Source organism: Aureimonas altamirensis, assembly GCF_001463885.1.
GTDB lineage: Bacteria > Pseudomonadota > Alphaproteobacteria > Rhizobiales > Rhizobiaceae > Aureimonas > Aureimonas altamirensis.
This window is the reverse complement of record NZ_BBWQ01000009.1, coordinates 101,426-126,376: the sequence shown is the minus strand read 5'-3', so window position 1 is coordinate 126,376 and position 24,951 is coordinate 101,426. Positions and strand designations below refer to the sequence as shown.

Sequence of the window (24,951 nt, the reverse complement as noted above, 5' to 3'; positions counted from 1 at the left end):
GACTGTAGCGATTATCGCTACGTTTGGGTCATCGAACACCGGCGATGGAGCCGCAAGTGACCCAGCATCAGCATCTCGTAGCCGAACTGGCCGACATCCGGGCCGACCTCGACGAAGCGCGCCGTGACAACCTCACCATGCAAGGCATGTTCTGGGTAGTGGCACTTGTGTCGGGACTGGCCGGCGCGGCGGTGACGATCTCGGCGATGCACATCGGAGGTGTCATCTGATGGCCTCTCCGTCCGATCACGGCCGCGGTGCCGATCAAACCGTTGTCCGCTTCCCCGATGGTTTGCGAGACCTGATCAAGGCCGCTGCGGCTGAAAACGGCAGATCAATGAATGCCGAAATCATGAGCCGTCTGGAAGCATCGTTTGCTTCGGTGAATTCGCTACACCGAGAGATTGCAGTGATGATGAACCGTCGGCTGCAGGAGGAGGTTAACTCGCGCCTCTCGCAGATCGCTTCTGCAATTGGGAGGGATGCATAATGGGTGTCTCCCCGCAATTCATCGACTTCCTGAATCCGCAGGCAGCCCCGGACCATCTGGACGCGCTGCGTGCCCAAGTTCCGGTCACGGCCCCGTACGTCATCGACGGGCACTGGGTGATGGATATCGAAGGCTTGGCGACGGTCTATCGCGACGGCGACCGGATCGAGCTCGACGACCTCGCAGTGGTCACCCGGAAAGACGGCAAGGACGATGTCCTGCCAGTGTGGGTTCGTCGTCCCAACGAGAGCGAGAACGCCAAAACCGTCATCGCCTCGATGCTCTACGACCAGTGCCAGACCAAAGCATTCGAACGGGACGCCGACGAGGCGCTGGCGAAGCTCGAAATGGAAGAGGCCTACGAATGAGCTTCCTCCTATCCACCCTCGCCGCTTGGCTGGTCCTCACGCTCTCAGCCTACGCCTTCCTTGCATTCGGGAGGCCTGTCCAGTGGTAGCCGGTCAGCCCCGAATTCTCGACGCCCAGCGTCGTTTGACGACATCGTTTGATCCGGATGGCGGCAAGCCGAAGTCTGGATGGCAATCCAAGATCGACGACTGCGCCTTCGCCATCTTCGTCACGGACGCCCGCTGGCCGGGCCAGAAATTCGACCACGACAAGAAGCGCATGGAGACCGTCCAGGAGGCATTCACCCGCCGCTGGAACTCGATGCCCGAACTGAACCGCCAGCGCTACCGGGACAAGGCCGAGGCCTGCCTGCGCGCCGCTCACTGACCAACACACCGAAAGGAACGACCATGCGCACCACCGTCGTGCAGCCCCGCGACTTCCTGCATGCCAAGAAGATCAGGCTGGATCACAACCACAAGTTTCAGCGCCGCAAGGACGGCGCCGAGTACGCATTCTTGTTCGAGCAGGATCACCTCTACAGCGGCAACATTCGCCCGCTGCGTGAGGCCGGTCGGACGCAGGGATGTGCACGATGACGGTCGTCGGCTCTCCTGAGATGGGCAAGAACGCCCCGAAAGCCATGTGGCTGCTCCTTCTCGTGACGTGGACCATCTGGTTTATCGTCTGGGCACTGCCGGAGGCTCTCTATGGTTGAGACCTCCAACGTCTTGAACCGCCTTACGGCTACGGCAGCTTGTGCCGCGGCTGTTTGGTTCGCCTGGAACTTTCCCGACACGGTGCTGTGGAAGCTCGCTGTCAGCGTGACGGAGGCTGCGATCAATGGCTAATCCAATCAACGACGGCGGGCCGGCATTCCCGGTTATTCCTCCGCAGGACGAGCATGGAATTGGGAGCGCGCCCGGATACCCGTTCCCCGATACGGGCATGTCCCTTCGCGACTGGCTCGCCGGAAAGGCTCTAACGGGGACGATCTCGAACGTGGACGCCATGAACAAGATTTTCGCCGGATTAGATGACGGCGAGGATCTGACGATGGCCGTCGCGAAAAGCTCTTACGAGTTTGCCGACGCCATGCTGAAGGCCCGCGAGGTCAAGCCATGAAGACGGTCAAGGAAACCGTTTGGAACGGCCAGCAGATCGTCGAACCGGGTATCTACGCCGGCGTGCCGATTGAGACTTATCACCACGACGTAGACCTACTCGACAGCTTTGGCATTTCGTCGTCTGGCATCCGCCAGGTCGATGACCGCCCGTCTGCCTACTGGGTCCACAGCCCGTACAACCCGGAGCGAATCGAACGTGACGCAACCGAAGCGCTGAACTTCGGCAAGGCCGCCCATCACCTACTGTTGGGTGAATCCGGCTTTGCGCAGCACTTCGCGGTTCGCCCCGCTTCGATCGCAGGCAAACCGTGGCAAGGCAACCGGACCGAATGCAAGGATTGGATGGCCGATCAGGCAAAGGCCGGACGCACTGTCATCCTGCCGTCCCAGATCGACGACATTCGCCGGATGCGGGACAGCCTCGCAGCTCACCCCATCGTGCAGGCCGGTGCGCTGAACGGCCGTATCGAGCGGTCCATGTTCGCCAAGTTCGACGACATCTGGATGAAGGCGCGGCCGGACGTCATCCCGAACGACGGAGGCGACTTCGTCGATCTCAAGACGGCGGCGTCCGTCGACGACGACAGCCTGTCGAAGACCATCTTCAGTTCCGGCTACCACGTTCAGGGCGCCGTTGTCCGCATGGTCTGGCGAGAACTGGGTCTGCCGTTCGGCTCGTTCGTGCTCGCCTTCCTGGAGAAGTCAGCGCCGTACGAAGTCCGGTTCTTCGAAGTCCGGGCCCAGGATCTGGACCTCGGAGAAAGGCAGGCGCGCGCCGCACTGCAAACCGTCAAGGAATGCCGGAAGCAAGGTGTATGGCCCGGCTACGACGGCTTCCACCCCTCAGTTCTCAACATCGACATCCCGCAATGGGCCCGGACGCGCACGGAAACGACGCTCGCGGCCAAGGAGGCAGCATGAGCAACCTTGCACTTCGAGACCCGTCCGAGGTCCGCACGCCCATCAACGACGTCCGCTTCGCTTCGGATGGCGGGGGATCACATCTAACACCGCAGAGCCTCGGTGACATCGTTCGCTTTGCTGAGGTTATGTCTCGGGCCGACATTGCCATTCCGAAGCACCTTCGCGGAAACGCCGGAGCGTGCCTTGCCGTCACCATGCAGGCGATGAAGTGGGAAATGGATCCCTTCTCGGTCGCGCAGAAGTCCTACAAGGTCGGCGATCAGATGGCTTACGAGGCGCAGCTGATCGCGGCCGTCATCAACACTCGCGCCGGTCTCAAGCGGCGCCCCCAGATCGAGTACGAGGGCCAGGACGGTGATCGGCGCTGTCGAGTGACGTTCGAGGCACTGGACGGTTCTGTCCACGTCTACGAGAGCCCGCGGTTCAGCGCGATCACGACGAAGAACTCTCCGCTGTGGAAGTCGGACCCGGATCAGCAGCTCGGCTACTACTCCATCCGCGCCGGCGCCCGCCGCCACTTTCCCGAAGTCATTCTCGGCGTCTACGACCGTGATGAACTCGAAGGTGTCCGCGACGTCACGCCGGCTCAGCCGGAGCGCTCGAGCTTTGCCACACGTATCGCCAAGCCTCAGGAGAGCGTTGGCCCTCGCGAAGGATTTGACCACGGGTTCATCGATGGTGAGCTTGGTGCGGATACGATGGATACGTCGCAGGTTCCGGAAGGCGACGACAGCAGATCTGCTGATCCTGCTGAGGAAGAAACCGGCCCTGCCTTCGACGACGACACAAAGGCGCGGTTGGCAGATTACGCCCGCGGCATGCTCGCGATTGTCATCCAGGAGGCTGATGCGGGCCTTATCAAGGATCGTCTCCTCAAGTCGCACACCCGCTGGAAGGGCGACCTTGCTCAGCTGTCTCCCGAAGCGGTCGCTGTAGCCCAACAGGTATTCAAGACAGCCCAGGCGATCAGCAAAGGCGAAACTGACGTCGCCTCGGCCGTCACCCACTTCGCTTACGAGATCGGTGTTGAGGAAGGCCTCATCCAGCCGGAGGTTGCCGGCTGATGGTTCGGGCGCACAACTTCAGCACCAAGCAGCGTAAGGCGATAGCCAAGCGCGCCGATGGCATCTGCGAGAAGTGCCACGCCGTGTTGAAGATCGGCGAAGGCGAAGCCGATCACATCATTCCCGTGGAACTCGGCGGCGAGAGTGAGATCGAGAACGGACAGTGGCTTTGCCGGGTCTGCCACCGAGGGAAGACAACACTCGACGTCAAGATGATCCGGAAGGCGCAAAGGCTCGAAGCCAGTCGTCTCGGGGTCAAGAAGCGCTCAACCATTCGCAAGGCGCCACCAGGCACCCGTTACGAACAGGGGCCCTATGGCCTGCGTGCCGTCAGGGAGAATGCCTGATGCAAGCCCTAACCCAACCCCATCGATGCCGCAGAGAAGGAGGTGGGGGATGATTGACCAGCCCATGTCGTTGGAAGACGCAGCTTCCATTCTGGGCATTACCAGCTCAGAGTCCCAAAATCCAAAGCGCTATGTTCGCGAGCTACTTCGCCGGCATGGTGTCCCTTATGTTCGTGTCGGCCGATCGGTGAAGCTCAGGCCTGACCAGGTCCGCCTACTCGGCGAAAGGATGGTAGAGTGCCCCTCCAGTGCACCCCAAACCCTAAAACCGGAATCTTCTACGTCCACGGCTCAGTCATCGTCTGGCGCGGTGGTAAGCCTCACAACATTGAAATACGCCGGTCTACTCGCACGAGGGATGCCAAGCAGGCAGAAAGCATCAAGCGGCAAATCGAGAACGAAGTCGCCGAGCAAAACCACACCGGACGAGAACCGTCGATCCCGTTCGAAATAGCAGCGCACCTATATGCACAGGGGGGTGGAGAGGCTCGCTTTCTTGCGAAGCCAATCGCGCACCTCGAGGGTCTGCCAATTGATAAAATCGGCCAGCGGGAAATAGACGAAGCTGCCTTGAAGGCATACCCATCTGCCCAACCAGCCACCATTCGTCGGCAGTTCTTCACTCCGGTTCTTTCCGTGCTTGCATCCCAAGGCGTCAAGCCTGTCGTCTCAAGGCCGGCAGGTGGCGGGCGTCGAACGTTCTTCTTCCGGCCAGAGCAGGCTGACAACCTGATAGCGTCCGTTCTCGCCGGACGATACCGATCCCTATGGGGCGCCTGCCTTGTAACCTTCCTATTCGGACAGGGTGTTCGGATATCTGAGGCCATGGCCCTGGACGCGTATCAGGATGTTTCCCTGGAGGGACGGTACGCAGTTATCCGAGACCCGAAGAACGATGATCAGCGGACGGTGACCCTTATTCCCCGCGTCGTAGCTTCTCTTTCGCAGCTTCCGAATATCGGTGAGCGCGGCCCCCTGTTTCGCCGATATGACGGCAAGCCGTACATCGATAGGACCGGAGAGAACCGAGGGAACCCTCTTTCATTCTGGGCCCACCACGTTGCAAAGATCGGCCTCGATGCGAACCATTATACACCGCACACAGCGCGGCATTCATGGGCGACGTGGTTCTACGCCCAAACCAAAGACGTGATGCGCTTGAAGGATGAAGGTGGATGGAACTCGGAAGAGTGGCAGCGTTACGTGAAGCTGGCGCAACCTGGTCTCGGCGATGCAGCCCGCAAACGTGGATGGCGTTTTGACGGAAGCGAGAACAAAGGCAGATCAAAGCTTGCGAGAATATTGCGGTGATGGTCGGAAATCGCAAGGATGTTCGCGTAATGTCTCGTCACTTCGCGTCAATCGACCCGAGCGGTAATCAGTAATCGAATCGATGGAAAGCCTTCATTTCCGGGCTTTCGTGGCGGAGAGGATGGGATTCGAACCCACGATACCGTCTCCGGTATACTCCCTTAGCAGGGGAGCGCCTTCGACCACTCGGCCACCTCTCCACGAGCGTGGCAGTAGCCGAGGAATCGGCGTTTAGCAAGGGTACCGCGCCAAATTTCTCCTCTGCATTATCATGCAGAGGATCGCGTTTTAGGGCAGCACGACAACCGGGCTTTGCGTGACCCATCAGCCGATTTACCGTGCTGTCCCGTTCATTCTCTGTACCGTGTCTTGACCACTCCCGCTCTGCAGCGTCCCCACGGTTGCGACGCACCGCTGTGGCCAAAGCGATGGCGGGCGAGGATGCAAGCACGCACCCTCTCCGCCCCCGTTATCCACAACCTCCCTGCGGAAAAACCCGGGATTACCGCCTCCACTGACATTTGCGACGTCAAGCGGATTGAAGGTGCGCGCTCACAGCGTTAGCGTCCAGTTCGAACGCCGCCGAATCCAGGTAGAAATGGTCTGCTTCTACCTTGTGGAAATCGTCACTGACGGCTCCTAATATCGGTCGGGAAACACTATATATGGCGTCGGCCCTCGTGATTGGGCACAAGGTTTAGTTAATCAAAGCGGTGCAACATGATCGCGGCGTATGCGCGGCGAACCTGCCGTGCCAGCGTTTTCACCGTTTCTGGAAAGGGTCGAAGTCATGGGCATGAAGGTTGAGCGCCGCTATACGAAAGCGGGTGAAAGCCCCTACGCTTCCGTTGAATTCCGCAAGGCGACGAGCGAGATTCGCAACCCGGACGGATCGATCGTCTTCCGGCTAGAGGGAATCGATGTTCCGGCCCAGTTCAGCCAGGTCGCGAGCGACATCCTGGCGCAGAAGTATTTTCGCAAGGCCGGTGTCCCGAAGCACCTGAAGGAGGTTGAGGAGAACGACGTTCCGTCGTGGCTCTGGCGCAGTACGGCCGACGAGACGGCTCTGGCCGCCCTGCCCGAATCGGAGCGTACGGGCTCGGAGCTGGACGCCCGCCAGGTCTTCGACCGCCTTGCCGGCACCTGGACCTACTGGGGCTGGAAGGGCGGCTACTTCGCCTCCGAAGACGACGCGCTCGCCTTCCGGGACGAGCTTGCCTACATGCTGGCGACCCAGAAGGTGGCGCCGAACTCCCCGCAATGGTTCAACACCGGCCTTCACTGGGCGTACGGCATCGACGGACCGGGACAGGGCCATTTCTACGTCGATTATCGCACGGGTGAGCTGACCCGTTCCGCCTCGTCCTACGAGCATCCGCAGCCGCATGCCTGTTTCATCCAGTCCGTTGGCGATGACCTCGTCAATGAAGGCGGCATCATGGATCTGTGGGTGCGCGAGGCGCGCCTGTTCAAATACGGCTCCGGCACCGGCTCCAACTTCTCGGCGCTGCGCGGCGAAGGCGAGAAGCTGTCCGGCGGCGGCAAATCGTCCGGCCTGATGAGCTTCCTGAAGATCGGCGATCGCGCCGCCGGCGCCATCAAGTCTGGCGGCACCACACGCCGGGCCGCGAAGATGGTCGTCGTCGATATCGACCATCCCGATATCGAGGCTTACATCCAGTGGAAGGTCCGCGAGGAAGAGAAGGTCGCCGCGCTGGTAACCGGATCGCGGATCGTGTCGCGCCATCTCAAGGCGATCCTGTCGGCCTGCGTGAACTGCGAAGGCCCGGAAGGCGATTGTTTCGAGCCGATGAAGAACCCGGCGCTCAAGCGCGCGGTGCGCGACGCCAAGAAGGCCCAGGTGCCTGAAAACTACGTCAAGCGCGTCATCCAGTTTGCCCGCCAAGGCTATACCGACATCGAATTTCCCGTCTACGACACGGATTGGGATTCCGAAGCGTACCTGACGGTCTCGGGCCAGAACTCCAACAATTCGGTGCGCGTCACCGACGCCTTCTTGGAGGCCGTCGAGACGGATGGCACCTGGGATCTGCGCGGCCGCACGTCGGGCAAGGTGACCAAGAGCCTCAAGGCCCGTGAGCTGTGGGACCAGATCGGCTATGCCGCATGGGCTTCGGCCGATCCGGGCATCCAGTACCATACGACGATCAACGACTGGCATACCTGCGCCGCAGCCGGCGAGATCCGCGCATCCAACCCCTGCTCGGAGTACATGTTCCTCGACGATACGGCCTGCAACCTGGCGTCGTTGAACCTGATCCAGTTCCGCAAGCCGAACGGCGACTTCGATATCGTCAATTTCGAGCATGCGACGCGTCTGTGGACCATCGTCCTCGAAATCTCGGTGCTGATGGCGCAGTTCCCGTCGCGGGAGATCGCGCAGCGCAGCTACGACTATCGTACGCTGGGTCTCGGCTTTGCTAATATCGGCGGCCTCCTGATGACGGCCGGTATTCCCTATTCGTCGGCCGAGGGCCGCGCGATCTGCGCCGCCATCACCGCGATCATGACCGGCCAGTCCTACAAGACCTCGGCCGAGATGGCGGGGGTTCTGGGCGCCTTCCCGGATTATGAGCGCAACGCCGACGGCATGCTGCGCGTCATCCGCAACCACACCCGTGCCGCGCAGGGCATTGCCAACGGCTATGAAGGGCTGTCGACCGACCCTGTGCCGCTGGACCATGCGTCGCTGAAGGATCGCAAGCTTTCGTCGCGCGCCAAGGCCGTCTGGAACGAGGCGTTGGAGCTTGGCCAAAAGAATGGCTTCCGCAACGCACAGGTTTCCGTGATTGCACCCACGGGCACGATCGGCCTGGTCATGGATTGCGATACCACCGGTATCGAGCCGGATTTCGCGCTGGTGAAGTTCAAGAAGCTGGCCGGCGGCGGCTACTTCAAGATCATCAACCGCGCCGTGCCCGACGCCCTGCGGACGCTTGGCTACAAGGAAAGCCAGATTGCCGAGATCGAGGCCTATGCCGTCGGCCATGGCAATCTCGATCAGGCGCCGGCGATCAACCCCGGATCGCTCCGCGCAAAGGGGTTCGGCGATGCGCAGATCGAGGCTCTGAACATCGGCCTCAAGAGCGCGTTCGACATCAAGTTCGCCTTCAACAAGTGGACGTTGGGCGAGGATTTCTGCCGCGATACGCTCGGCATCAGCGACGAGCAGCTGAACGATTTCAGCTTCGAGCTGCTGCCGTTCCTGGGCTATTCACGGAAGGATATCGAGGCTGCAAACATCCACGTTTGCGGCGCGATGACGCTGGAAGGCGCTCCTTTCATCAAGGATGAGCATCTGCCCGTCTTCGACTGCGCCAACCCCTGCGGCCGCATCGGCAAGCGCGCTTTGTCTGTGGAAAGCCATATCCGCATGATGGCGGCGGCGCAGCCCTTCATTTCGGGCGCCATCTCCAAGACGATCAACATGCCGAACGACGCCACGGTGGAAGATTGCGCCGCGGCCTACATGCTGTCGTGGAAGCTGGCGCTCAAGGCCAACGCGCTGTACCGCGATGGCTCCAAGCTGTCGCAGCCGCTGAACTCGTCGCTGATCGCCGATGAGGACGAAGAGGAAGACGTGATCGCCGAGGCGACGGAGGCTCTCCTGGCCGCACCTGCCCCGGCGCGCGCGGCAGAAGTGGCGGAACGGATCGTCGAGCGGATCGTGGAGCGCGTCGTGCGCGAGCGCGAGAAGCTGCCGAACCGGCGCAAGGGCTATACCCAGAAGGCCATCGTCGGCGGACACAAGGTGTACCTGCGCACTGGCGAGTTCGACGATGGGCGGATCGGTGAAATCTTCATCGACATGCACAAGGAGGGCGCTGCCTTCCGGGCGATGATGAACAATTTTGCCATCGCCATCTCCCTTGGCCTGCAGTTCGGTGTGCCGCTGGAAGAGTATGTCGACGCCTTTACCTTCACGCGCTTCGAGCCGGCGGGCATGGTGCAGGGCAACGAGTTGATCAAGAACGCGACGTCCATCCTGGACTATGTGTTCCGCGAACTGGCCGTTTCCTATCTGGGTCGCCACGACCTTGCGCATGTCCAGCCGGACGACGCGGCATCGTCCACGGTTGGCCGTGGTGTCGAAGGTGATCGCCCGGCGAACCTGCCGGTGTCGCACGGCATGGTCCGTGGCAACACGGGCAAGTTCCGGGTCGTCTCGTCCGGCGAGCCGGCTGGCTCGGCGACGGCTTCCCCGCGGCCTGCGAATGTCCAGCCGACGGCAGCCCGGACCATCCAGCCGACGGCCGGCACGCGGCCTGTCGTGTTGGGTGGCGGTTCGGCGGCGGCAACGGCGTTCAAGCGCGATTTCGAAGCCGCGCCTCTGGACCTGCCTGCCCCAGTTGCCGATACGTCGCCGGCACAGGGTCTGTTCGATCAGCCGGTCGAAGGGCGCGCTACGGCGCGTGACGTGGCCAACGTGACCGGCAGCAAGATGGCCGAGCGCCGGGCAGAGGCTTTGATGAAGGGCTATACCGGCGAAAGCTGCTCCGAGTGCAACAACTTCACCATGGTTCGCAACGGAACCTGCCTGAAGTGCGATACCTGCGGCTCGACGAGCGGCTGCTCCTGATACCGGCCCCGCTGATCTACGTTTGGCGCGCCACTAGGCTCGACATTCGCCAATGACGTATTAAGCGTGGCTTGCCCGCGCACTCCAGGCGTTAGCAGCGCCTGGAGCTTTGGCACAGGGAATCTAATAGCGGGACGAAGTTCTGAGGCGGAATCTCGGAATTAGGTTGCTTTAAGCGCTGCCGAAGCGGTCAAGTCGTCAACCACGCGCGCCGGGCAATTTGATTTTGAACTGGCGGACCTGGGTTCGCCGGCAGACGGGCCACCATTGCGTTGGAGAATGCAGCGGTTCCAAAAGCTTGACCTGGTTCTCGAAAACGCACCTATCTCAGTCAGTGAACGCATCATCTAGAAGCGCCGGTGGGCATCTACACCGCAACCTTTGCTTAAGCTGAAATGCAGAGCGCAAGCCAAATCACTTGGAAGAGGAGCACTGACGTCCGACGTCGTTAGCTCATAAGACGGCTAGAGCTAGTGGATTGGAACCATAACATGATCGTAAATTCGGCCTTTGCTCAACCTATGAGGATGTTCCACGACGTTGAGAATTGACCTCTGGCCCGAACTATTGCCGCGGAAGCGGAACTGAAGCGGGAACCGAAATTAGGAATACAACAACGATGGCCAACGCGATGACCGAGCCACCGCCAAGAATGCAGGCGATCTTGAAAGCAAGCTCTGAACGCTCCGTCGGGTCCGTCACCAACTCCTTGTAGTCATCACCAGGAATGAATCTATACAATCTCTCCTTCCATTTTGCGCGTGCCTCGCGCTGAAGCGAGACGAATACCCACCCTGTTACGATCACCATGAGAACGTACACGACGGCAACGGCCATCAAACCGGCAGTTAGGATACTGCTGACCGCAGTGGTTACCTTCGCAGCCAGAAGGCCCAGTCCGACTGCAAGCGCGCTTGCCACCGCTGCCGAGGTCTGGCGTGTTGCCTCCGTGACCTTCCCAGTCTCTTCTGTTACAGCCTTGCGAAGTTCCGCTAGCGACTTGATGGTTTCAGCACCCATTGACGAGAGATGCATCTCGTAGGCTATCCGTGCTCCCTCGACAGCCGTCTTCAATTCATCAAGCAAGAAAGCAGTGGCTGATCTCGTAGCAGTTGCCGATCTCGCGATTTCCGAGGCGAGCAAAAGGTGCCTCGTTTCGGTTTCCCGTTCACTCTCGAACACCCAGTTCGCTGCCTTTTGAAGCTCATCAAACCCCTGCCCTGCGGCGAATACGGACAAATCTTCGGTCGAAGGCTTCTCAAGAATTAACCTAGGCGGCCCTCGAAACCTCAATGCTCCGGACTCTGCATCGATCTCATTTGGAAGAGATGACGCGAGGGCCATGGTTGCTGCTTCCGCCCATGCGTTTCGGTAGCGATCGGATACGCCAAGGTCCATGTCGGGATTGCGCAGAATCCACCTACCTACGTTTGACGGAACAATCCTGTCTTCAGTGTACTCGCGAACTAGGTATCGTGGGTTCTTAGTTTCAATCTCATCGAAAGGTTGCGCGATCCTTCCCCATGGAAGATATACTCGTTCGAAGGTCCTTATAGGTGCCCCGAGCCCCGCTATCCACCAAACTCGTTTCGTAACAGCGGAATCGATAAGTAGATCGCGGAAGCCTTGTTCGGTCAGCACCTGCAGAATGAGACTATCAGTGGACGATTTTGTAATAATGATCCTGAACGGCTCAAGCGCTTCTTCAAGATCGTCAACTCCCCATCGGGTTCCAGCCTCATCTGAAATCGAACAACTCATGTCATCCGATCGGCACAGATTAGCAAGCTCACGCGCATCAGACGCAGCGAGATTCGAAATATTGACCGAGTGCTCACCTTCGCGGATAAAGGCCCCGCGGAAAGCAAGTTCGTCAATGCGTTGTCCTAGATCCCTCGCGGACAACATCTTCCTCCGTTGGTCTCGCTGTTCTAATCGTAATAACCTCGCCGCCGCCGGTCAGACGCTGGCGTTCGATCACACTCCGGTCGACGTCGTCGGGATAAAGTACGGTGACACCCTCCGTGGTTTTAAGACGCCGAAGAGTTGGTTTCTGCAGAATTGATCTATCAGGCGGGAACTCTAGACCATCCAATTTAGCTGACTTAAGCTTTCTGCTTACTCGAGTGAATACGTCTGTCGTAAGCGCCTCATTTCCGATGCCATCTGCTGCTGCCACGATGGCTTCCGAGATCGCTGCGCTAGTTATAAGGCTGCGATCGCGAAGGATCGCTTGAGCACGTCGAAATGCCTGCGCAACCCCACCATCAGGAAGATATTTTCGGACCTCTGTAAGTGTATCTCTTAGAATCCCGCGGACGGTTTGTGTCAGTTCCTCGTCGGAACGGTTTCGCTTTACGTGCAGGAATGAAGCAAAGTAGTCGGCTATGTCCAAACCTGGCATAATTCGGTCGGTAGCCGAGATAAGCGGAATGGCAGTCCCATCAGTTACACGAATGATTGCCGACTTTTGAACGGCTTTCTTCTGGGCAACGAATTCCTGAAGGATTAGCCTCAGCAGATCCCCGCCTTCTCCGGATGATTGCTCAATAACCTGTTGGTAATCGTATTTTATGAGACTGAACAGACGGTCATTCGTTGCTGCAGATCGAAGCGCAAAAACGAAAAATGCGCCCGACTTGCTCGATTTTCCGTGAAAGCGTGCAAATTCCCTGGACAGTTTTTGTGCTCCCAACTCAAAGCTAACGTCGCCGGATGCGATCCTCTCGAGCGTGTATTTAGTTGCTGACGTGGGATCAAATTCAAAGACCGGCGACATGTCGGTATCCTTTATCCGGTCAAGAAAGAAATCAGCATGTTCCACTATGCGGGAGCGCTGCGGCTCGAAGGTGCCGTCGCTAACAACGTGCAGTATCATATTTTCAATACGCAGAGAGCCAAGTTCCGCGTCAGTGAAGAAACCCATGGATGCTTCCACCAATGTGTTGAACTGAGTTTGTAAGCATCGATATACGTACGAATGGATTCGCACAACGTAAGTGGTGGTTGCAAGGATCGCGGCGATCCGCTGCGTCGGGAGCATCGTCTGCAAACATCCTGCGCGCCAAAAGGCGCGCAGGAAATGGCGCGGCAGCGCAAAGGCGCCGGAACAATTTGTGTGCTGCAGCGTAACCCTCACGTAAGAGTTTACGTGACGAGGTTTGCTATCATGAAAATCGGTGAATTCCGCGAGCCGGTGACAGTTCTGGTTGGTATCGGCGTACCGGTAGAGGTCTCCGATGTGCGGCACGCTTTGGAACTGATGATCGACTGGCCGCATCGAACCCGCCGGACCGGCCATTTTGCCTGCATAGATACTTGCCGGCAGGCCCTCAACGGCCGCTGCGATACCGAGACGGCCCGCGAAGCCTTCATCTCCTTCGCTGAAGGCGCAGGCATTCTCATGCCGACGCTGAACGATACGATCCTGGCTGCAAAATCCGCGCCTGCGGCCGTCGAGCCGTTCCGGGCCTGACCCCTCAACACGCGCATTAAACGTTCGGGGCCTCGGTCGTTGTATGTCTCCCGGGCCCCGTTCTGTATACGTAGCCCTGCATCGGTCAGGCCTAGTCGGCCTGTATCTCGTTTAAGATGTTTCGCATCGGCTGTGCGATCGCCTGCTCCGTCAGTGCCTGCGCCGTGCGATACTCTCTCACGATAGCTTCACCCAGCTTCGACAGGCGTGCGCCGCCGCCCTGATGGCCGCCATGCTGCTTCTCGACCGTCGGCTTGCCGAACAGCTCGTCCGCTTCGGCAACCAGCATCCAGGCCCGCTTGTAGGACATGCCCATGGAGCGCCCGGCCGCGGCGATAGAGCCGTATTCCGCGATGCGCTCCAGCAACTCCACCTTGCCGGGTCCGAGAGACCTTCCGTTAAAATAGATGCGGAGACTGAACCTCTCCATGCGACGGCTCCACGATGGTCGTTACCTGCCCGACACCAAGGGCTGCGCCGGGCCCTCAGGCTTTAGCACGCGGTCAGCGTGAAGCGACAATCGACACGCTCTTCACCTGGGCGAACACCGCGTCGCCGACAGTCAGGTTCAACATCCTGGCAGAGTGCGCAGTGACGCGCGACCGGATAAAGGCGCCACCGGGCCGCAGCTGCAACCGGATGCTGCGCTCGAAGTCGCCGATCGGGTCGATCCCGACGATGGTGGCCGGAAGCGCGTTGAGGATGCTTGTTTCTTCCGCCGGCTTCCTGACGATGGACACGTCACCGGCCGCGATGCGCACGCGCACTGCCATGCCCACGGCGACCGCCTTGCCGATTGTCCGGACCCGGGCACCGCCGACATCGACGACCGCGATTCCATCGGCTTCGAGAGCGTGCACCCGCCCGACCAGGACCGACGCAAAATCCGCTCTGGCCGCCAGCGGCGATGCCGGATCGGACAAGGCAGCCTCCAGCGGCCCGGCAGAGACGACCCGGCCATCCTGCAAAAGCACGAGGTGGTCTGCCAAGCGCTCGACTTCCGAGATATCGTGGGTGACCAGGATGATCGGAATTTTGAGGTTGGCGTGCAGCGCCTCGAAGTACGGAAGGATGTCTTCCTTGGCCATCCTGTCCAGCGCCGCCAGAGGCTCGTCCATCAGCAGCAGCCGGGGCTGACGCAGCAAGGCGCGCCCAAGCGACACACGCTGCCTTTCGCCGCCCGACAAATGCGTCGTCGCACGGTCCATCAGCGTCGGCAGGCCAAGAAGTTCGATCACCTCGTCGAACGCGATCGCCTGCCAGCTGCCTTGCGAGCGCCGTGCGCCGTAAGCGAGGTTCTGCCGCACGCTGAGGTGCTGAAACAGGCTGGCTTCCTGGAAGACATAGCCGATCGGCCGCCTGTGCGTCGGAACGAAGGATCGCTCGTCCTGCCAGATATCGGGTCCGATTCGCACCGTGCCTGCAAGCCGACTGAGCCCCGAAATGCACCGCAGGATCGTCGTCTTGCCGCAGCCGGAGGGGCCGAAAAGCGCGGAGATCCCCTGCATGGGCACGGCAAAATCGGCATTCAGCGCGAAGCTGCCAAGCCGCCCGGCCAGCCTTACGCTTATCCTTTCCTCCATCAATAGGCCCGCCGCCCGGTGCGTCGGGCAATGAGGGATACGGACAGGATTACCAGGAAGGAGAAGGCGAGCATTCCTGCGGACAGGATATGGGCTTCACGCCAACGCAGCGTCTCGACGAAGTCGTAGATCGCGACCGAAAGAACCTTCGTCTCGCCCGGAATATTGCCGCCGATCATCAGGATGACGCCGAACTCTCCGACCGTGTGGGCGAAGCCCAGCACCGCCGCCGTCAGGAAGCCGGGGGCGGCCAGGGGTACCGCAATGGTGAAGAACCGGTCCCATGGCGAGGCACCCAGCGTTGCCGCCACCTCCAGCGGACGCGGCCCGACCGCCTCGAAAGAGTTGCGAATGGGTTGGACCACGAAGGGCATGGAATAGATGACCGAGCCGAATACCAGGCCCTCGAAGGTGAAGGCAAAGGTGCGCAGCCCGACGAGACCGCCAAACCACCCGCCCAGCCCGGCCGGTCCCAGGGCGACGAGCAGGTAGAATCCGAGCACGGTCGGCGGCAGAACCAGCGGCAGGGCGACGATCGTGGCCACGACCTCGCGCCACCGCGAGCGGGTCCATGCGAGCCACCATGCGATCGGCGTCCCGACGATCAGCAGAATGAGCGTCGAGATGGCGGCAAGTTCGAGGGTGAGCCTGATCGGCGACCACAATTCGCTGGACAGTGCTTTCCCCTTTCATTTGACGCCGGCATACCATGCGGAGCGTGCCCGCAGTCGAAGTACCGGCTCACCGGGCAATGGCGTAGCCGAATTTGCGGATGATCGCGCCAGCTTCCTCGCCCTTCAGGAAGTCGAGAAAGGCCAATGCGGCGGGATTATCCTCGCCCGTCTTCAGAAGGACGGCGTCCTGCCTGATCGGTCGGTAGAGATCCTGCGGAACCACCCAGCGCGAGCCGGCATCCGTCTGCGATACCTGGCCAAGCGCTACGAAACCGACTTCCGCGTTGCCGGTTTCCACGAACTGATAGGCCTGGCCGATGCTTTGCCCCTGAACGATCTTCGACGTCAGGCTGTCGTAAACCTCCAACGCCTTCATCGTCTCGACCGCAGCGGCCCCATAGGGCGCGGTCTCGGGATTGGCGATTGCGATCTGCTGGAAATTGCCGGCTCTCAGCGTTTCCGGTCCCGTGACCTTCCCCGCTTCGGCCGAATAAAGCACCAACTGGCCGATGGCATAGGTGAAGACCGTGCCATCGACACCGTAGCCCTCCCGTACCGCCAGCGCCGTACGCTCGTCATCTGCGGCCAGAAACACCTGGAATGGCGCACCCTGCGTGATCTGCGCGTAGAACTGGCCGGTCGCGCCGAAGGACAGCACCGCATCGTGCTCTGTCGCATCGGCAAAGGCAGCGGCGATTTCGTTTGCCGCATCCGTGAAGTTTGCCGCAACCGCGACATTCACCGTTTTGGCCTGTGCCGTAACCGTTAGCGTGGCCACGACGTGAACTGCGATCAACACACGATGCATAAGGCCCCTACCCGATATATCCGAACGGAAATATTGCCTATTGCTATCGAGGGTGCAAGCCGCGATGGCGCATGACGGTTCATGCAATGGTCTGGCTGGTCAGGCGTCTTCCTGCCCGGCGCGGGGCAGTTTGCGACCGCCGATCCAGACGCCGCGAAGGTTCAACGCCGTATCCATCCAGACCATGTCGGCACGCAGACCTTCGGTCAGCGCGCCCCGCTCGCCCTGCAGCCCAAGGAAGGTCGCGGGATAGAGCGAGGCCATGCGCAGCGCCTCTTCCAGCGGCACGCCGATCGTGCCGACAAGATATTGCACGGCGCCGATCATTGTCAGGTCGGACCCGGCCAACGTGCCGTCATCCAGCGTCAGGCGTCCGTTGCTGCGCCGGACCGTGCGCCCGTTCAGCTCGAAAACACCTTCATCCACCCCGACGGTCGGCATCGCATCGGTAATCGCCATCATCGTGCCCTGGCCCCGCTTGGCGCGCAGCGCAACGTCGATGGCGGCCGGATGCACATGATAGCCATCCGCGATGATGCCGCACCAGATATCGTCCGTCTGGAGCGCAGCACCGACCAGCCCGGGGCTGCGATGGCCAAGCTGGCTCATGGCGTTGAAGAGATGTGTGACACCCCGCGCGCCGGCATCGAAGGCCCGTTTGGCATCCTCGAAGGTGGCGTCCGAATGGCCGATCGAGACGGTGATTCCGTTCGCGGCCAGCACGCTGATCTGTTGCGGCGTCACGCTTTCGGTGGCGACCGTCAGGATCATCGGCCGAACCGTCGTTGCCACGAATCTTGCCAGATCGTCGTCCGACATGGTCCGGATCAACGCCGGGTCGTGCGCGCCCTTGCGGGCCGTGGACAGGAATGGCCCCTCGACATGGATGCCGATGCAGCCGGCAACGCCCTCGGCCATCGCGGCGCCAACCGCCTCGATGGCTGCAAAAGTGGTCTCGGGCCGGTCGGTGATCACGGTGGGCATCAACGCGGTGGAGCCGAAGCGTGCATGTGCCTCGCAGATGGCGCGTATACCGGCCACGGTCGGCTGGTCGTTCAAAAGGACGCCGCCACCGCCATTCACCTGCACGTCGATAAAGCCGGGCGCCAGCAGGCCGCCGGGCAGGTCCACCAGCTCAACGCCGCCCGGCACATCCGTCTGCGGCAGGATCTTCCATACCCGGCCTTCATCGACCAGAAGCGCATGGCCGGAGCGACGAACCTGCCCGTCGAAGATGTCTGCGCCCCGGTAAGCGGTGATCGCCATCAGATCGTCTCCGTAACCTTCTTCAAACCGCGCGGCACATCGGGGTTGAACCCCCGCGCACGGGACAGCGCCTCGGCAAAGCCATAGAACGAAAGCAGCATCACCAGCGGCTCCAGCAGCGGGTGCCCGGCCGGCGCCGTGGGCAGGCGGCGCCCTGGCGCGCCCTCGCCCGCCACGAACAGCATTGCCCCCTTTTGCTGCAACTGGTTTGCCGTATCCACAAGGCTGGCATGCGCCGCGTCGCGCGGGACATAGGCGAAGACGGGAAAGCCGCCTTCCACCAGCGAAACCGGACCGTGCAGCAACTCGGCGCCCGAATAGGCCTCGGCATGCACAATGCACGTCTCTTTGAACTTAAGTGCGGTTTCCGCCGCCACCGCAAATCCAGGGCCGCGCCCAAGCGTATACAGCGAGCCTGCATCCCGGACTGCGTCAACCGCCTCGTCCCAGCGGCATTCCAGTGCGGCGTCGAGATCGTCCGGCAGGCGCCGGAGGCCCTGCCGAAGCGCATCGTCGCCCTGCCACTCCGCCAGGATGCAAAGCGCCGCAGCCACGGAGGCGATGAAGCTCTTGGTGGCCGCCACGCTTTTCTCCGGGCCGGCCTGCAGCGCCACGCTGGCCGATGCCGTATCGGCCAGCGGCGAGCCTTCGGCGTTGACGAGCGCTATCGTTTCGCCGCCGCCGGCGCGCGCGGCTTTCGCCAAGGCAACGATATCCGGGCTGCGCCCCGACTGCGAAACCGCGATGGCGGCGCAGCCCTGCAGCTTCAGCGCCGCGCCGTATACGGAAACCACGGATGGCCCCAGCGAGGCCACGGGAACGCCGGCCACGATCTCGGTTGCATATTTGAAGTAGGTTGCGGCGTGGTCGGACGATCCCCGTGCGATCGTGGCGACGACGGGCGGGCTCAAGAGTCGCAGGCGGTTGCCGGCAGCGCGCATCGCTTCGCCAGAGAGGTCCAGCAGACGACGCACCGCCTCGGGCGCCTCGTCGATTTCCCGCCGCATCAGGGACGGTTCGCTCATCGCTCAGCCTTTTCCGGATAGTGCCATTTCGGCGACGAAGTCATAGGCATCCCCCCTGTAGTGCGAGCGGGTCAGCTCCACCGGCTGGCCCGAAGCGTCGAAGGACACACGGAGAATGGAAAGCGCGGCCGCGCCTTCGGGCAGGCCCAGCAGACGCGCATCCTCGGCCCCAAGATTTTCGGCGCCCAGCCTTTGAAGCGCCCGCACGGGGCGATGTCCGGCAACCGCCATGGCATCGTACAGCGAGGCCGCGACAAGATCGGGATCGGGCAGGATCGCCGCTGGAACGCAGGCGCGCTCCACCGCCATCGGCTGTCCGTCGGCACGCCGAAGCCGATGGAACCGGCTAACGGGCTCTCCCGGCGACAAGGCCAGTTGCAGCGCCTCTTCCGGCGTCACACGGCCGATCGTGCGGGTGAGCCAGTCGGACGTCGCCACGCGTCCGCGTGTGCGCATGTCCTCGGTGAAGGATGTAAGATGCGACAGGCCCTGTTGCAGCTTGCGGCGCGAAGGGTCGGCGATGAAGGTGCCGGAGCCGTGCCTTTGCTCGACCACGCCTTCCGAAGCCAGCCCTTCCAGCGCCTTGCGCACGGTGACGCGCGACACGCCCGCCTCCTGCGCCAGTTCCCGCTCCGATGGAAGCGCCTGGCCGATGCGCAACGCGCCCTGTTCCACCGCCTCACGGATGGCCGTGCCGAGCCGCAGATACAAGGGGCCGCCGCCCGTGGCCAACCGCCCGATGCGGAACGGCGCGCTCATGCGCCCACCCCAGCCGGAAGCAGCGTTGCCGCAAGATCGAGCGCGCCGTCCATGGCATCGCCCTCTGGCGAAACGATGCGTTGCTGAATGTTGGCTGCAAACAGCGGCTGATAGCGGGCCGCGAGCCCGCCCAGAAGCGCGATTTCCGGAGCGCCGAGTTGCAGCAACCGCCGCAGCATGGGCTCTACCAAGGCAACGCCCTGCCCGACGACCCGCAAGGCGATGGCGTCGCCGGCGTCGAACCGCTCCCACACCAGCGGCGCGAAGCGACCGAAGTCACGCGGCAGCGCGGCGCCGGCAAACTCGGCAAGCGCGCTTGGGTCGCGGTCGAACTCGGCCAGGATGTCGCGGCACAAAGCGGTTTCCTCGACCACGCCGTCGAGCGCCAGCAGCGCGAAAGACAGCGCGGAACGGCCAAGGTCGGCACCGCTGCCCTGGTCGGAAACGGCAATGCCCCAGCCGCCCAGCAGCGTGAACGCCGGTCCGCGCCGTATGACATAAGCCGATCCGGTTCCCAGGATGGCGATGGCGCCGTCCCGGCCGCCATGGGCGCCCCGGCATGCAACGACGGCATCCGTTTCCAGTGCGTAGGCCGCAAACGGCATGGGCCGCGCGGCAAGCTCGGCGGCGAATGACGATACGTTGGCTCCGGCAAGTCCGAGGCCCGCATGGCTGCGCGCAAGGTGATCGGCGGAAAGACCGCCGGCCTGAAGCGCGGCCGTGGAAACGGCAATGATGTTGGCAAGGGCGGCGTCGACACCGGCAAAGATATTGGCGGTGCCGCCGGATGCCTCACCAATCGCGGTGCCGTCGGCATAGCGTGCGCGAACGCGGCATTTGGTGCCTCCGCCGTCTACGCCGAGAAGGATTGCGCCCTGCACCGATGACATCTCCTGACACTCAACCCGACAATACCAAAATAAGCCGGATGGGCAAGATGAACCCGAAATTAAGAATATCCGCCTGAAATTATCACTGCATATCAATGATTTATGGTCGCCGCGCAAAGCTTCGTATGACAAAATCTTAACGAGCCATCTGGACGAATGGCATTAAGTTGGTAACACTACTGATTGTGATGGTGCGCTCCAGGGCGGAGGAGGCTGGCATGACGGACGAGTTGCGGGCAACCGAAGCGCTGCATCCTGCATCCCGCGGGCTCGACACGCGGTCGGACTTGGAAACCCTCGGCCTTCTTCTCGACGGGCAAAGGCACGCGCTTGCCGCCGTCGAAAGCGCGATCCCGGCACTGACTGCGGCGGCCGAGCTGGCGCTGGAGCGGCTGTCGCGTGGCGGGCGGCTCGTCTATCTTGCGGCGGGAAGCCCCGCCTTGATCGCCCTTGGCGACGCGCTCGAGATTCCCCAGACCTATGGCGAGCCTGCATCGTCCTTCATCACCATACTGGCCGGCGGCGCCGAGATCGTAACGAAATTCGGCGGCGGCGCCGAAGATGACCGAGCGCAGGCCGACAAGGACGTTCTGTCTGCGGCCATCGGCGCGGACGACTGCGTCGTCGCCATTTCGGCCAGCGGCTCCACACCCTATGTCCAGCAGGGCCTGGAAGCCTGCGCCGCGCGCGGCGCGGCAACCATTGCCATCGCCAACAATCGCAACGCCCCTATCCTGCAGATGGCCGAAGTTGCCGTGCTCCTGGATACCGGTCCGGAGCTTGTGGCAGGCTCCACGCGCATGGGCGCCGGCACGGCACAGAAGGCGGCGCTGAACATGCTGTCCACCATGATCGCGATCCGGCGCGGCCATGTGCATGACGGCCATATGGTGGGCGTGCGCGCCGACAACGACAAGCTACGCGCACGGGCCGTCCGGATGGTCTGCGACATCACCGGGGCATCGCCGCAGCAGGCAGCGGACGCGCTGCGGCAGACCGATGGCGACGTCAAGCCTGCCACATTGCTGGCCGCCGGCGCACCTGACATCGCAGCCGCCGGGCAGCGGCTTGCCGCAGCCGACGGCAGCCTGCGGCGCGCGCTGGCCGGCCTGCAAGACTGACGCATGAACGATCGTGAACCGGCGTCGACGCCGCATGGAAAGGGAATAAGCGAATGAGCAGACCTGTCCTGAAAGCTTCCATCAGCCTTGCCGCCCTTGGCCTTGCCGGCCCTGCGCTGGCGCAGACGACGCTGACCATCGAGAGTTGGCGCAACGACGACCTGCCCGTCTGGCAGGAAAAGATCATCCCCGCCTTCGAGGCGAAGCACCCCGATATCAAGCTGGTCTTCTCTCCGTCCGCGCCGACGGAGTATAATTCGGCCCTGGCCGCCAAGCTGGATGCGGGGTCTGCCGGCGACATCGTCGCCTGCCGTCCCTTCGATGGCTCGCTCCAGCTCTTCCAGAACGGCAAGCTGGGCGACCTGACCGACCTTCCGGGCATGGAGAATTTCAGTGCCATCGCCAAGACGGCATGGTCGACGGATGATGGGTCGAAGACGTTCTGCGTGCCGATGGCCTCGGTGCTGCATGGCTTCATGTACAATATGGATGCGTTCGAGCAGCTCGGCCTCGAAGTGCCCACCACCGAAGCCGAATTCTTCGCCGTCCTCGACAAGATCAAGGAGGACGGCACCTTCGTACCGCTTGCCATCGGCACCAAGGACCAGTGGGAAGCGGCCACGATGGGTTACCAGAACATCGGGCCGACCTACTGGAAGGGCGAGGACGGCCGCAAGAAGCTCATCGACGGCGAAGAGAAGCTGACCGACGAGCCATGGGTAAAGCCGTTCGAGGTGCTGGCCCGCTGGGCCGACTACATGGGCGACGGCTATCAGGCGCAAACCTATCCGGACAGCCAGAACCTGTTCACCCTCGGACGGGCGGCCATCTACCCCACCGGCTCCTGGGAAATCTCGGTCTTCGAGCCGCAGGTCGATTTCAAGATGGGCGCCTTCAAGCCGCCCGTCGTCAATGCCGGGGACACCTGCTACGTGTCCGACCACCCCGATATCGGCATGGGCGTCAACGCCGCAAGCCCGAACCAGGAAGCGGCAAAGACCTTCCTGGAGTGGGTGGCGACATCCGAATTCGCCGAGATCTATGCCAACGCCGCTCCGGGCTTCTTCCCGCTTATCGATGCGGATGTGACCATCGAGGATCCGCTGGCGCAGAGCTTCGTTGCGTGGCGCGGCGAATGCCAGCCGACGATCCGCTCCACCTACCAGATCCTGTCGCGCGGCACGCCGAACCTGGAAAACGAGACATGGGCGCAATCGGCCAATGTCATGAACCGGACGGTAACACCGACTGACGCGGCGACCACGCTCCAGACGGGGCTGGATAGCTGGTACAAGCCGGGCGCCGCGCCGGCTGCGCCTTCCGGACAGTAACGCGCACCTGAAGCGGACCCGCTGGACATGACCGAGACGATCAGGCCAAGACGGCGCTGGCATATCGCCGTCTTCCTTGCACCGGCACTGCTGGTCTACACGACCATCATGATCGTGCCGCTGATCCAGACCCTATGGCTGGCGCTGGAGCGGACGACGCCCGAAGGCACCAGCTTCGTCGGGCTGGCGAACTTTCAGGTCCTCTTCGGCGATCCGCGCTGGTCGGCCAGCTTCTGGAACGCGCTCGGCAACAACGTGTATTTCTTCCTGATGCACATGCTGATCCAGAACCCGGTGGGCATAGCGCTTGCCGCGCTGATGTCGGTGCCGCGCCTGCGCGGTGTGGCCCTCTACCGGACAGCCATCTTCCTGCCGACGATCCTGTCCTTCGTGATCGTCGGGTTCATCTGGAAGCTGATCCTTTCGCCGCTGTGGGGCATCGCGCCCGACCTGTTGAACGCGGTCGGGCTGCGGTTCCTGTTCGCCCCCTATCTCGGGCAGGAAGCCTATGCGCTGACGGCCGTTTCATTGGTGTCCGTCTGGCAGAATATCGGCATTCCGATGATGCTGATCTATGCAGCGCTGCTGACCATCCCCAACGAGATCATCGAAGCCGCCGAATGCGACGGCGTCACCGGCCTTTCGCAGTTTTTCAGGATCAAGCTGCCGCTGATCCTGCCGGCGATCGGCCTTGTCTCGATCCTGACTTTCGTCGGCAATTTCAATGCCTTCGACCTGATTTATTCCATGCAGGGTGCGCTGGGCGGACCGGACGGGTCTACCGATATTCTCGGCACGCTGCTTTACCGCACCTTCTTCGGCTTCCAGCTTCAGCAGGGGGATCGAAACATGGGCGCGGCCATCGCCACCGCCATGTTCCTCATCATCCTTGCCGGCGTGTCGCTGTACCTGTTCGTCATTCAGCGGCGGATGCGCCGCTACCAGCTCTAGGAGGCGTCGATGCCAAAGTCTCCCCGAGCTTTCCGCATGGGCTTCGTGCATCTTGCCCTGATGCTCTACACGCTTATTGCCATCGCCCCCGTGGCGATCGTGGTGATGAACTCGTTCAAGACCCGGCGGGGCATCTTCAACGAGCCGCTTATGCCGCCGTCGCTGGAGACGGCAAGCCTGGCCGGCTACCGCATGGTCGCCTCGCAGGGCAATTTCCTTTTGTATTTCCAGAACAGCATGATCGTGACGGTGACGTCGCTGTTTCTGGTGCTGCTGTTCGGCGCCATGGCAGCCTTTGCGCTGTCGGAATATCGCTTCCGGTTCAACAGCCTTCTCGGGCTTTTCCTGGCGCTCGGCATCATGATCCCGATCCGCCTTGGCACGGTCGCGATTTTGCAGATGATGGTTGCGACAGGTCTGGTCAACACGCTGGCGGCGCTGATCCTGGTCTACACGGCGCAGGGGCTTCCCCTCGCCATCTTCATCCTGTCCGAGTTCATGCGCACGGTCTCCGACGACCTCAAGAACGCCGGTCGTGTCGATGGGCTGTCCGAGTATCGCGTCTTCTTCACGCTTGTCCTCCCGATCATCCGCCCAGCCATGGCAACGGTTGCGGTTTTCACCATGATCCCGATCTGGAACGATCTGTGGTTTCCGCTCATCCTGGCGCCGGGCGAATCCACCAAGACGGTCACGCTGGGGGCGCAGCTCTTCCTTGGCCAGTACGTCACCAACTGGGAAGCGGTGCTGGCCGCGCTGTCGCTGGCCATCCTGCCGGTGCTCGTCCTCTACCTCATCTTCTCGCGCCAGTTGATCCGCGGCATCACCGCCGGCGCTGTGAAATAATGGAAAGGAAT

27 protein-coding genes and 1 tRNA gene are annotated in these 24,951 nt (G+C 61.8%); 17 read left to right on the top strand and 11 right to left on the bottom strand.

Annotated elements, in window-relative coordinates:
- The first annotated feature begins 56 nt into the window (after positions 1-56).
- From AUL31_RS05750 to AUL31_RS19910, 11 genes are all read left to right on the top strand, one after another.
- Positions 57-230, top strand: a complete 174-nt coding sequence (locus AUL31_RS05750) for a hypothetical protein (RefSeq protein ID WP_156417286.1) — start codon at positions 57-59, stop codon at positions 228-230.
- The gene (locus tag AUL31_RS05745; RefSeq protein ID WP_060602717.1) at positions 230-490 is read left to right on the top strand and encodes an Arc family DNA-binding protein; all 261 of its coding nucleotides are present in this window, start codon (positions 230-232) and stop codon (positions 488-490) included. Before AUL31_RS05750 ends, AUL31_RS05745 begins: the two co-directional genes overlap by 1 nt.
- The gene (locus AUL31_RS05740) at positions 490-858 is read left to right on the top strand and encodes a hypothetical protein (RefSeq protein WP_060602714.1); all 369 of its coding nucleotides are present in this window, start codon (positions 490-492) and stop codon (positions 856-858) included. The genes AUL31_RS05745 and AUL31_RS05740 overlap by 1 nt, the downstream gene beginning before the upstream one ends.
- A gap of 124 nt (positions 859-982) precedes the next feature.
- The gene (locus AUL31_RS05735) at positions 983-1,225 is read left to right on the top strand and encodes a hypothetical protein (RefSeq protein WP_060602711.1); all 243 of its coding nucleotides are present in this window, start codon (positions 983-985) and stop codon (positions 1,223-1,225) included.
- Between the two features lie 23 nt (positions 1,226-1,248).
- On the top strand, positions 1,249-1,437 hold the full coding sequence (locus AUL31_RS05730; RefSeq protein ID WP_060602708.1) for a hypothetical protein: 189 nt from the start codon (positions 1,249-1,251) through the stop codon (positions 1,435-1,437).
- Positions 1,425-1,556, top strand: a complete 132-nt coding sequence (locus AUL31_RS20785; RefSeq protein WP_280137894.1) for a hypothetical protein — start codon at positions 1,425-1,427, stop codon at positions 1,554-1,556. The genes AUL31_RS05730 and AUL31_RS20785 overlap by 13 nt, the downstream gene beginning before the upstream one ends.
- Before the next feature lie 230 nt (positions 1,557-1,786).
- Positions 1,787-1,963, top strand: a complete 177-nt coding sequence (locus AUL31_RS20235; protein WP_156417285.1) for a hypothetical protein — start codon at positions 1,787-1,789, stop codon at positions 1,961-1,963.
- Positions 1,960-2,886 carry a PD-(D/E)XK nuclease-like domain-containing protein gene (locus tag AUL31_RS05720; RefSeq protein WP_060602701.1) on the top strand — a complete coding sequence of 309 codons (927 nt, stop codon included), beginning with the start codon at positions 1,960-1,962 and terminating at the stop codon, positions 2,884-2,886. Before AUL31_RS20235 ends, AUL31_RS05720 begins: the two co-directional genes overlap by 4 nt.
- Positions 2,883-3,953: a recombinase RecT gene (locus AUL31_RS05715; protein WP_060602694.1), complete on the top strand. Its 1,071-nt coding sequence runs from the start codon at positions 2,883-2,885 to the stop codon at positions 3,951-3,953. Before AUL31_RS05720 ends, AUL31_RS05715 begins: the two co-directional genes overlap by 4 nt.
- A complete protein-coding gene (locus AUL31_RS05710; RefSeq protein WP_060602691.1) occupies positions 3,953-4,300 on the top strand; it encodes an HNH endonuclease in 348 nt (115 codons plus the stop codon). Before AUL31_RS05715 ends, AUL31_RS05710 begins: the two co-directional genes overlap by 1 nt.
- A 237-nt stretch (positions 4,301-4,537) precedes the next feature.
- Complete coding sequence (locus AUL31_RS19910; protein ID WP_073469036.1) at positions 4,538-5,611, top strand: tyrosine-type recombinase/integrase; 1,074 nt, start codon at positions 4,538-4,540, stop codon at positions 5,609-5,611.
- Between the two features lie 110 nt (positions 5,612-5,721).
- Here the strand turns inward: AUL31_RS19910 and AUL31_RS05700 are convergent.
- A tRNA-Ser gene (locus AUL31_RS05700) sits at positions 5,722-5,811 on the bottom strand.
- A gap of 596 nt (positions 5,812-6,407) precedes the next feature.
- On the opposite strand from AUL31_RS05700, the gene AUL31_RS05695 reads away from it, so the two are divergent.
- Complete coding sequence (locus tag AUL31_RS05695; protein ID WP_060602953.1) at positions 6,408-10,211, top strand: vitamin B12-dependent ribonucleotide reductase; 3,804 nt, start codon at positions 6,408-6,410, stop codon at positions 10,209-10,211.
- Between the two features lie 564 nt (positions 10,212-10,775).
- On the opposite strand, the gene AUL31_RS05690 is transcribed toward AUL31_RS05695, so the two are convergent.
- Together AUL31_RS05690 and AUL31_RS05685 are read right to left on the bottom strand one after the other, a co-directional pair.
- Positions 10,776-11,972 (bottom strand): hypothetical protein, encoded by a 1,197-nt coding sequence (locus tag AUL31_RS05690; protein WP_143190134.1) that lies wholly within the window; start codon positions 11,970-11,972, stop codon positions 10,776-10,778.
- A gap of 112 nt (positions 11,973-12,084) precedes the next feature.
- On the bottom strand, positions 12,085-13,137 hold the full coding sequence (locus AUL31_RS05685) for a nucleoid-associated protein (RefSeq protein ID WP_060602950.1): 1,053 nt from the start codon (positions 13,135-13,137) through the stop codon (positions 12,085-12,087).
- 54 nt (positions 13,138-13,191) lie between these two features.
- On the opposite strand from AUL31_RS05685, the gene AUL31_RS19905 reads away from it, so the two are divergent.
- Positions 13,192-13,686, top strand: coding sequence for a DUF982 domain-containing protein (locus AUL31_RS19905; RefSeq protein ID WP_082646804.1), 495 nt, complete (start codon positions 13,192-13,194; stop codon positions 13,684-13,686).
- Positions 13,687-13,777: 91 nt separating this feature from the next.
- Here the strand turns inward: AUL31_RS19905 and AUL31_RS05675 are convergent, their stop codons facing one another.
- The 8 genes from AUL31_RS05675 to AUL31_RS05640 all read right to left on the bottom strand — a co-directional run bounded on the left by AUL31_RS05675 (position 13,778) and on the right by AUL31_RS05640 (position 20,682).
- Entirely contained in the window at positions 13,778-14,116 is a 339-nt protein-coding gene (locus tag AUL31_RS05675; protein ID WP_060602675.1) for a winged helix-turn-helix domain-containing protein, read from the bottom strand.
- A gap of 73 nt (positions 14,117-14,189) precedes the next feature.
- Positions 14,190-15,269 (bottom strand): molybdenum ABC transporter ATP-binding protein, encoded by a 1,080-nt coding sequence (modC, locus tag AUL31_RS05670; RefSeq protein WP_060602672.1) that lies wholly within the window; start codon positions 15,267-15,269, stop codon positions 14,190-14,192.
- Entirely contained in the window at positions 15,269-15,934 is a 666-nt protein-coding gene (modB, locus tag AUL31_RS05665) for a molybdate ABC transporter permease subunit (RefSeq protein WP_244489326.1), read from the bottom strand. The genes modC and modB overlap by 1 nt, the downstream gene beginning before the upstream one ends.
- A gap of 76 nt (positions 15,935-16,010) precedes the next feature.
- A complete protein-coding gene (gene modA / locus AUL31_RS05660) occupies positions 16,011-16,751 on the bottom strand; it encodes a molybdate ABC transporter substrate-binding protein (RefSeq protein ID WP_060602666.1) in 741 nt (246 codons plus the stop codon).
- A 99-nt stretch (positions 16,752-16,850) separates the two neighbouring features.
- Complete coding sequence (gene nagA / locus AUL31_RS05655; protein WP_060602663.1) at positions 16,851-18,017, bottom strand: N-acetylglucosamine-6-phosphate deacetylase; 1,167 nt, start codon at positions 18,015-18,017, stop codon at positions 16,851-16,853.
- The gene (locus tag AUL31_RS05650; protein WP_060602660.1) at positions 18,017-19,042 is read right to left on the bottom strand and encodes an SIS domain-containing protein; all 1,026 of its coding nucleotides are present in this window, start codon (positions 19,040-19,042) and stop codon (positions 18,017-18,019) included. The genes nagA and AUL31_RS05650 overlap by 1 nt, the downstream gene beginning before the upstream one ends.
- Positions 19,043-19,045: 3 nt before the next feature.
- Positions 19,046-19,801, bottom strand: coding sequence for a GntR family transcriptional regulator (locus AUL31_RS05645; RefSeq protein WP_060602657.1), 756 nt, complete (start codon positions 19,799-19,801; stop codon positions 19,046-19,048).
- Complete coding sequence (locus AUL31_RS05640; protein ID WP_073469086.1) at positions 19,798-20,682, bottom strand: glucosamine kinase nucleotide-binding domain-containing protein; 885 nt, start codon at positions 20,680-20,682, stop codon at positions 19,798-19,800. Before AUL31_RS05640 ends, AUL31_RS05645 begins: the two co-directional genes overlap by 4 nt.
- 227 nt (positions 20,683-20,909) lie before the next feature.
- Between AUL31_RS05640 and AUL31_RS05635 the strand changes: the two genes are divergently transcribed.
- From AUL31_RS05635 to AUL31_RS05620, 4 genes are read left to right on the top strand one after another with little or no spacing between them, the layout of a single operon-like run.
- Complete coding sequence (locus AUL31_RS05635; protein WP_060602947.1) at positions 20,910-21,812, top strand: N-acetylmuramic acid 6-phosphate etherase; 903 nt, start codon at positions 20,910-20,912, stop codon at positions 21,810-21,812.
- Positions 21,813-21,865: 53 nt separating this feature from the next.
- The gene (locus AUL31_RS05630; protein ID WP_060602651.1) at positions 21,866-23,143 is read left to right on the top strand and encodes an ABC transporter substrate-binding protein; all 1,278 of its coding nucleotides are present in this window, start codon (positions 21,866-21,868) and stop codon (positions 23,141-23,143) included.
- Positions 23,144-23,170: 27 nt separating this feature from the next.
- Entirely contained in the window at positions 23,171-24,094 is a 924-nt protein-coding gene (locus AUL31_RS05625) for a carbohydrate ABC transporter permease (protein WP_060602648.1), read from the top strand.
- 9 nt (positions 24,095-24,103) lie between these two features.
- The gene (locus AUL31_RS05620) at positions 24,104-24,940 is read left to right on the top strand and encodes a carbohydrate ABC transporter permease (RefSeq protein ID WP_060602645.1); all 837 of its coding nucleotides are present in this window, start codon (positions 24,104-24,106) and stop codon (positions 24,938-24,940) included.
- Positions 24,941-24,951: the final 11 nt, after the last annotated feature.

Coding starts and splice junctions, on each gene's coding strand:
- AUL31_RS05745 (WP_060602717.1), top strand. CDS start 230: ATGGCCTCTCCGTCCGATCACGGCCGCGGTGCCGATCAAACCGTTGTC.
- AUL31_RS05740 (WP_060602714.1), top strand. CDS start 490: ATGGGTGTCTCCCCGCAATTCATCGACTTCCTGAATCCGCAGGCAGCC.
- AUL31_RS05730 (WP_060602708.1), top strand. CDS start 1,249: ATGCGCACCACCGTCGTGCAGCCCCGCGACTTCCTGCATGCCAAGAAG.
- AUL31_RS20785 (WP_280137894.1), top strand. CDS start 1,425: ATGTGCACGATGACGGTCGTCGGCTCTCCTGAGATGGGCAAGAACGCC.
- AUL31_RS20235 (WP_156417285.1), top strand. CDS start 1,787: ATGTCCCTTCGCGACTGGCTCGCCGGAAAGGCTCTAACGGGGACGATC.
- AUL31_RS05720 (WP_060602701.1), top strand. CDS start 1,960: ATGAAGACGGTCAAGGAAACCGTTTGGAACGGCCAGCAGATCGTCGAA.
- AUL31_RS05715 (WP_060602694.1), top strand. CDS start 2,883: ATGAGCAACCTTGCACTTCGAGACCCGTCCGAGGTCCGCACGCCCATC.
- AUL31_RS05710 (WP_060602691.1), top strand. CDS start 3,953: ATGGTTCGGGCGCACAACTTCAGCACCAAGCAGCGTAAGGCGATAGCC.
- AUL31_RS05695 (WP_060602953.1), top strand. CDS start 6,408: ATGAAGGTTGAGCGCCGCTATACGAAAGCGGGTGAAAGCCCCTACGCT.
- AUL31_RS05690 (WP_143190134.1), bottom strand. CDS start 11,972: ATGAGTTGTTCGATTTCAGATGAGGCTGGAACCCGATGGGGAGTTGAC.
- AUL31_RS05685 (WP_060602950.1), bottom strand. CDS start 13,137: ATGGGTTTCTTCACTGACGCGGAACTTGGCTCTCTGCGTATTGAAAAT.
- AUL31_RS19905 (WP_082646804.1), top strand. CDS start 13,192: ATGGATTCGCACAACGTAAGTGGTGGTTGCAAGGATCGCGGCGATCCG.
- AUL31_RS05675 (WP_060602675.1), bottom strand. CDS start 14,116: ATGGAGAGGTTCAGTCTCCGCATCTATTTTAACGGAAGGTCTCTCGGA.
- modC (WP_060602672.1), bottom strand. CDS start 15,269: ATGGAGGAAAGGATAAGCGTAAGGCTGGCCGGGCGGCTTGGCAGCTTC.
- modA (WP_060602666.1), bottom strand. CDS start 16,751: ATGCATCGTGTGTTGATCGCAGTTCACGTCGTGGCCACGCTAACGGTT.
- nagA (WP_060602663.1), bottom strand. CDS start 18,017: ATGGCGATCACCGCTTACCGGGGCGCAGACATCTTCGACGGGCAGGTT.
- AUL31_RS05650 (WP_060602660.1), bottom strand. CDS start 19,042: ATGAGCGAACCGTCCCTGATGCGGCGGGAAATCGACGAGGCGCCCGAG.
- AUL31_RS05645 (WP_060602657.1), bottom strand. CDS start 19,801: ATGAGCGCGCCGTTCCGCATCGGGCGGTTGGCCACGGGCGGCGGCCCC.
- AUL31_RS05635 (WP_060602947.1), top strand. CDS start 20,910: ATGACGGACGAGTTGCGGGCAACCGAAGCGCTGCATCCTGCATCCCGC.
- AUL31_RS05630 (WP_060602651.1), top strand. CDS start 21,866: ATGAGCAGACCTGTCCTGAAAGCTTCCATCAGCCTTGCCGCCCTTGGC.
- AUL31_RS05625 (WP_060602648.1), top strand. CDS start 23,171: ATGACCGAGACGATCAGGCCAAGACGGCGCTGGCATATCGCCGTCTTC.
- AUL31_RS05620 (WP_060602645.1), top strand. CDS start 24,104: ATGCCAAAGTCTCCCCGAGCTTTCCGCATGGGCTTCGTGCATCTTGCC.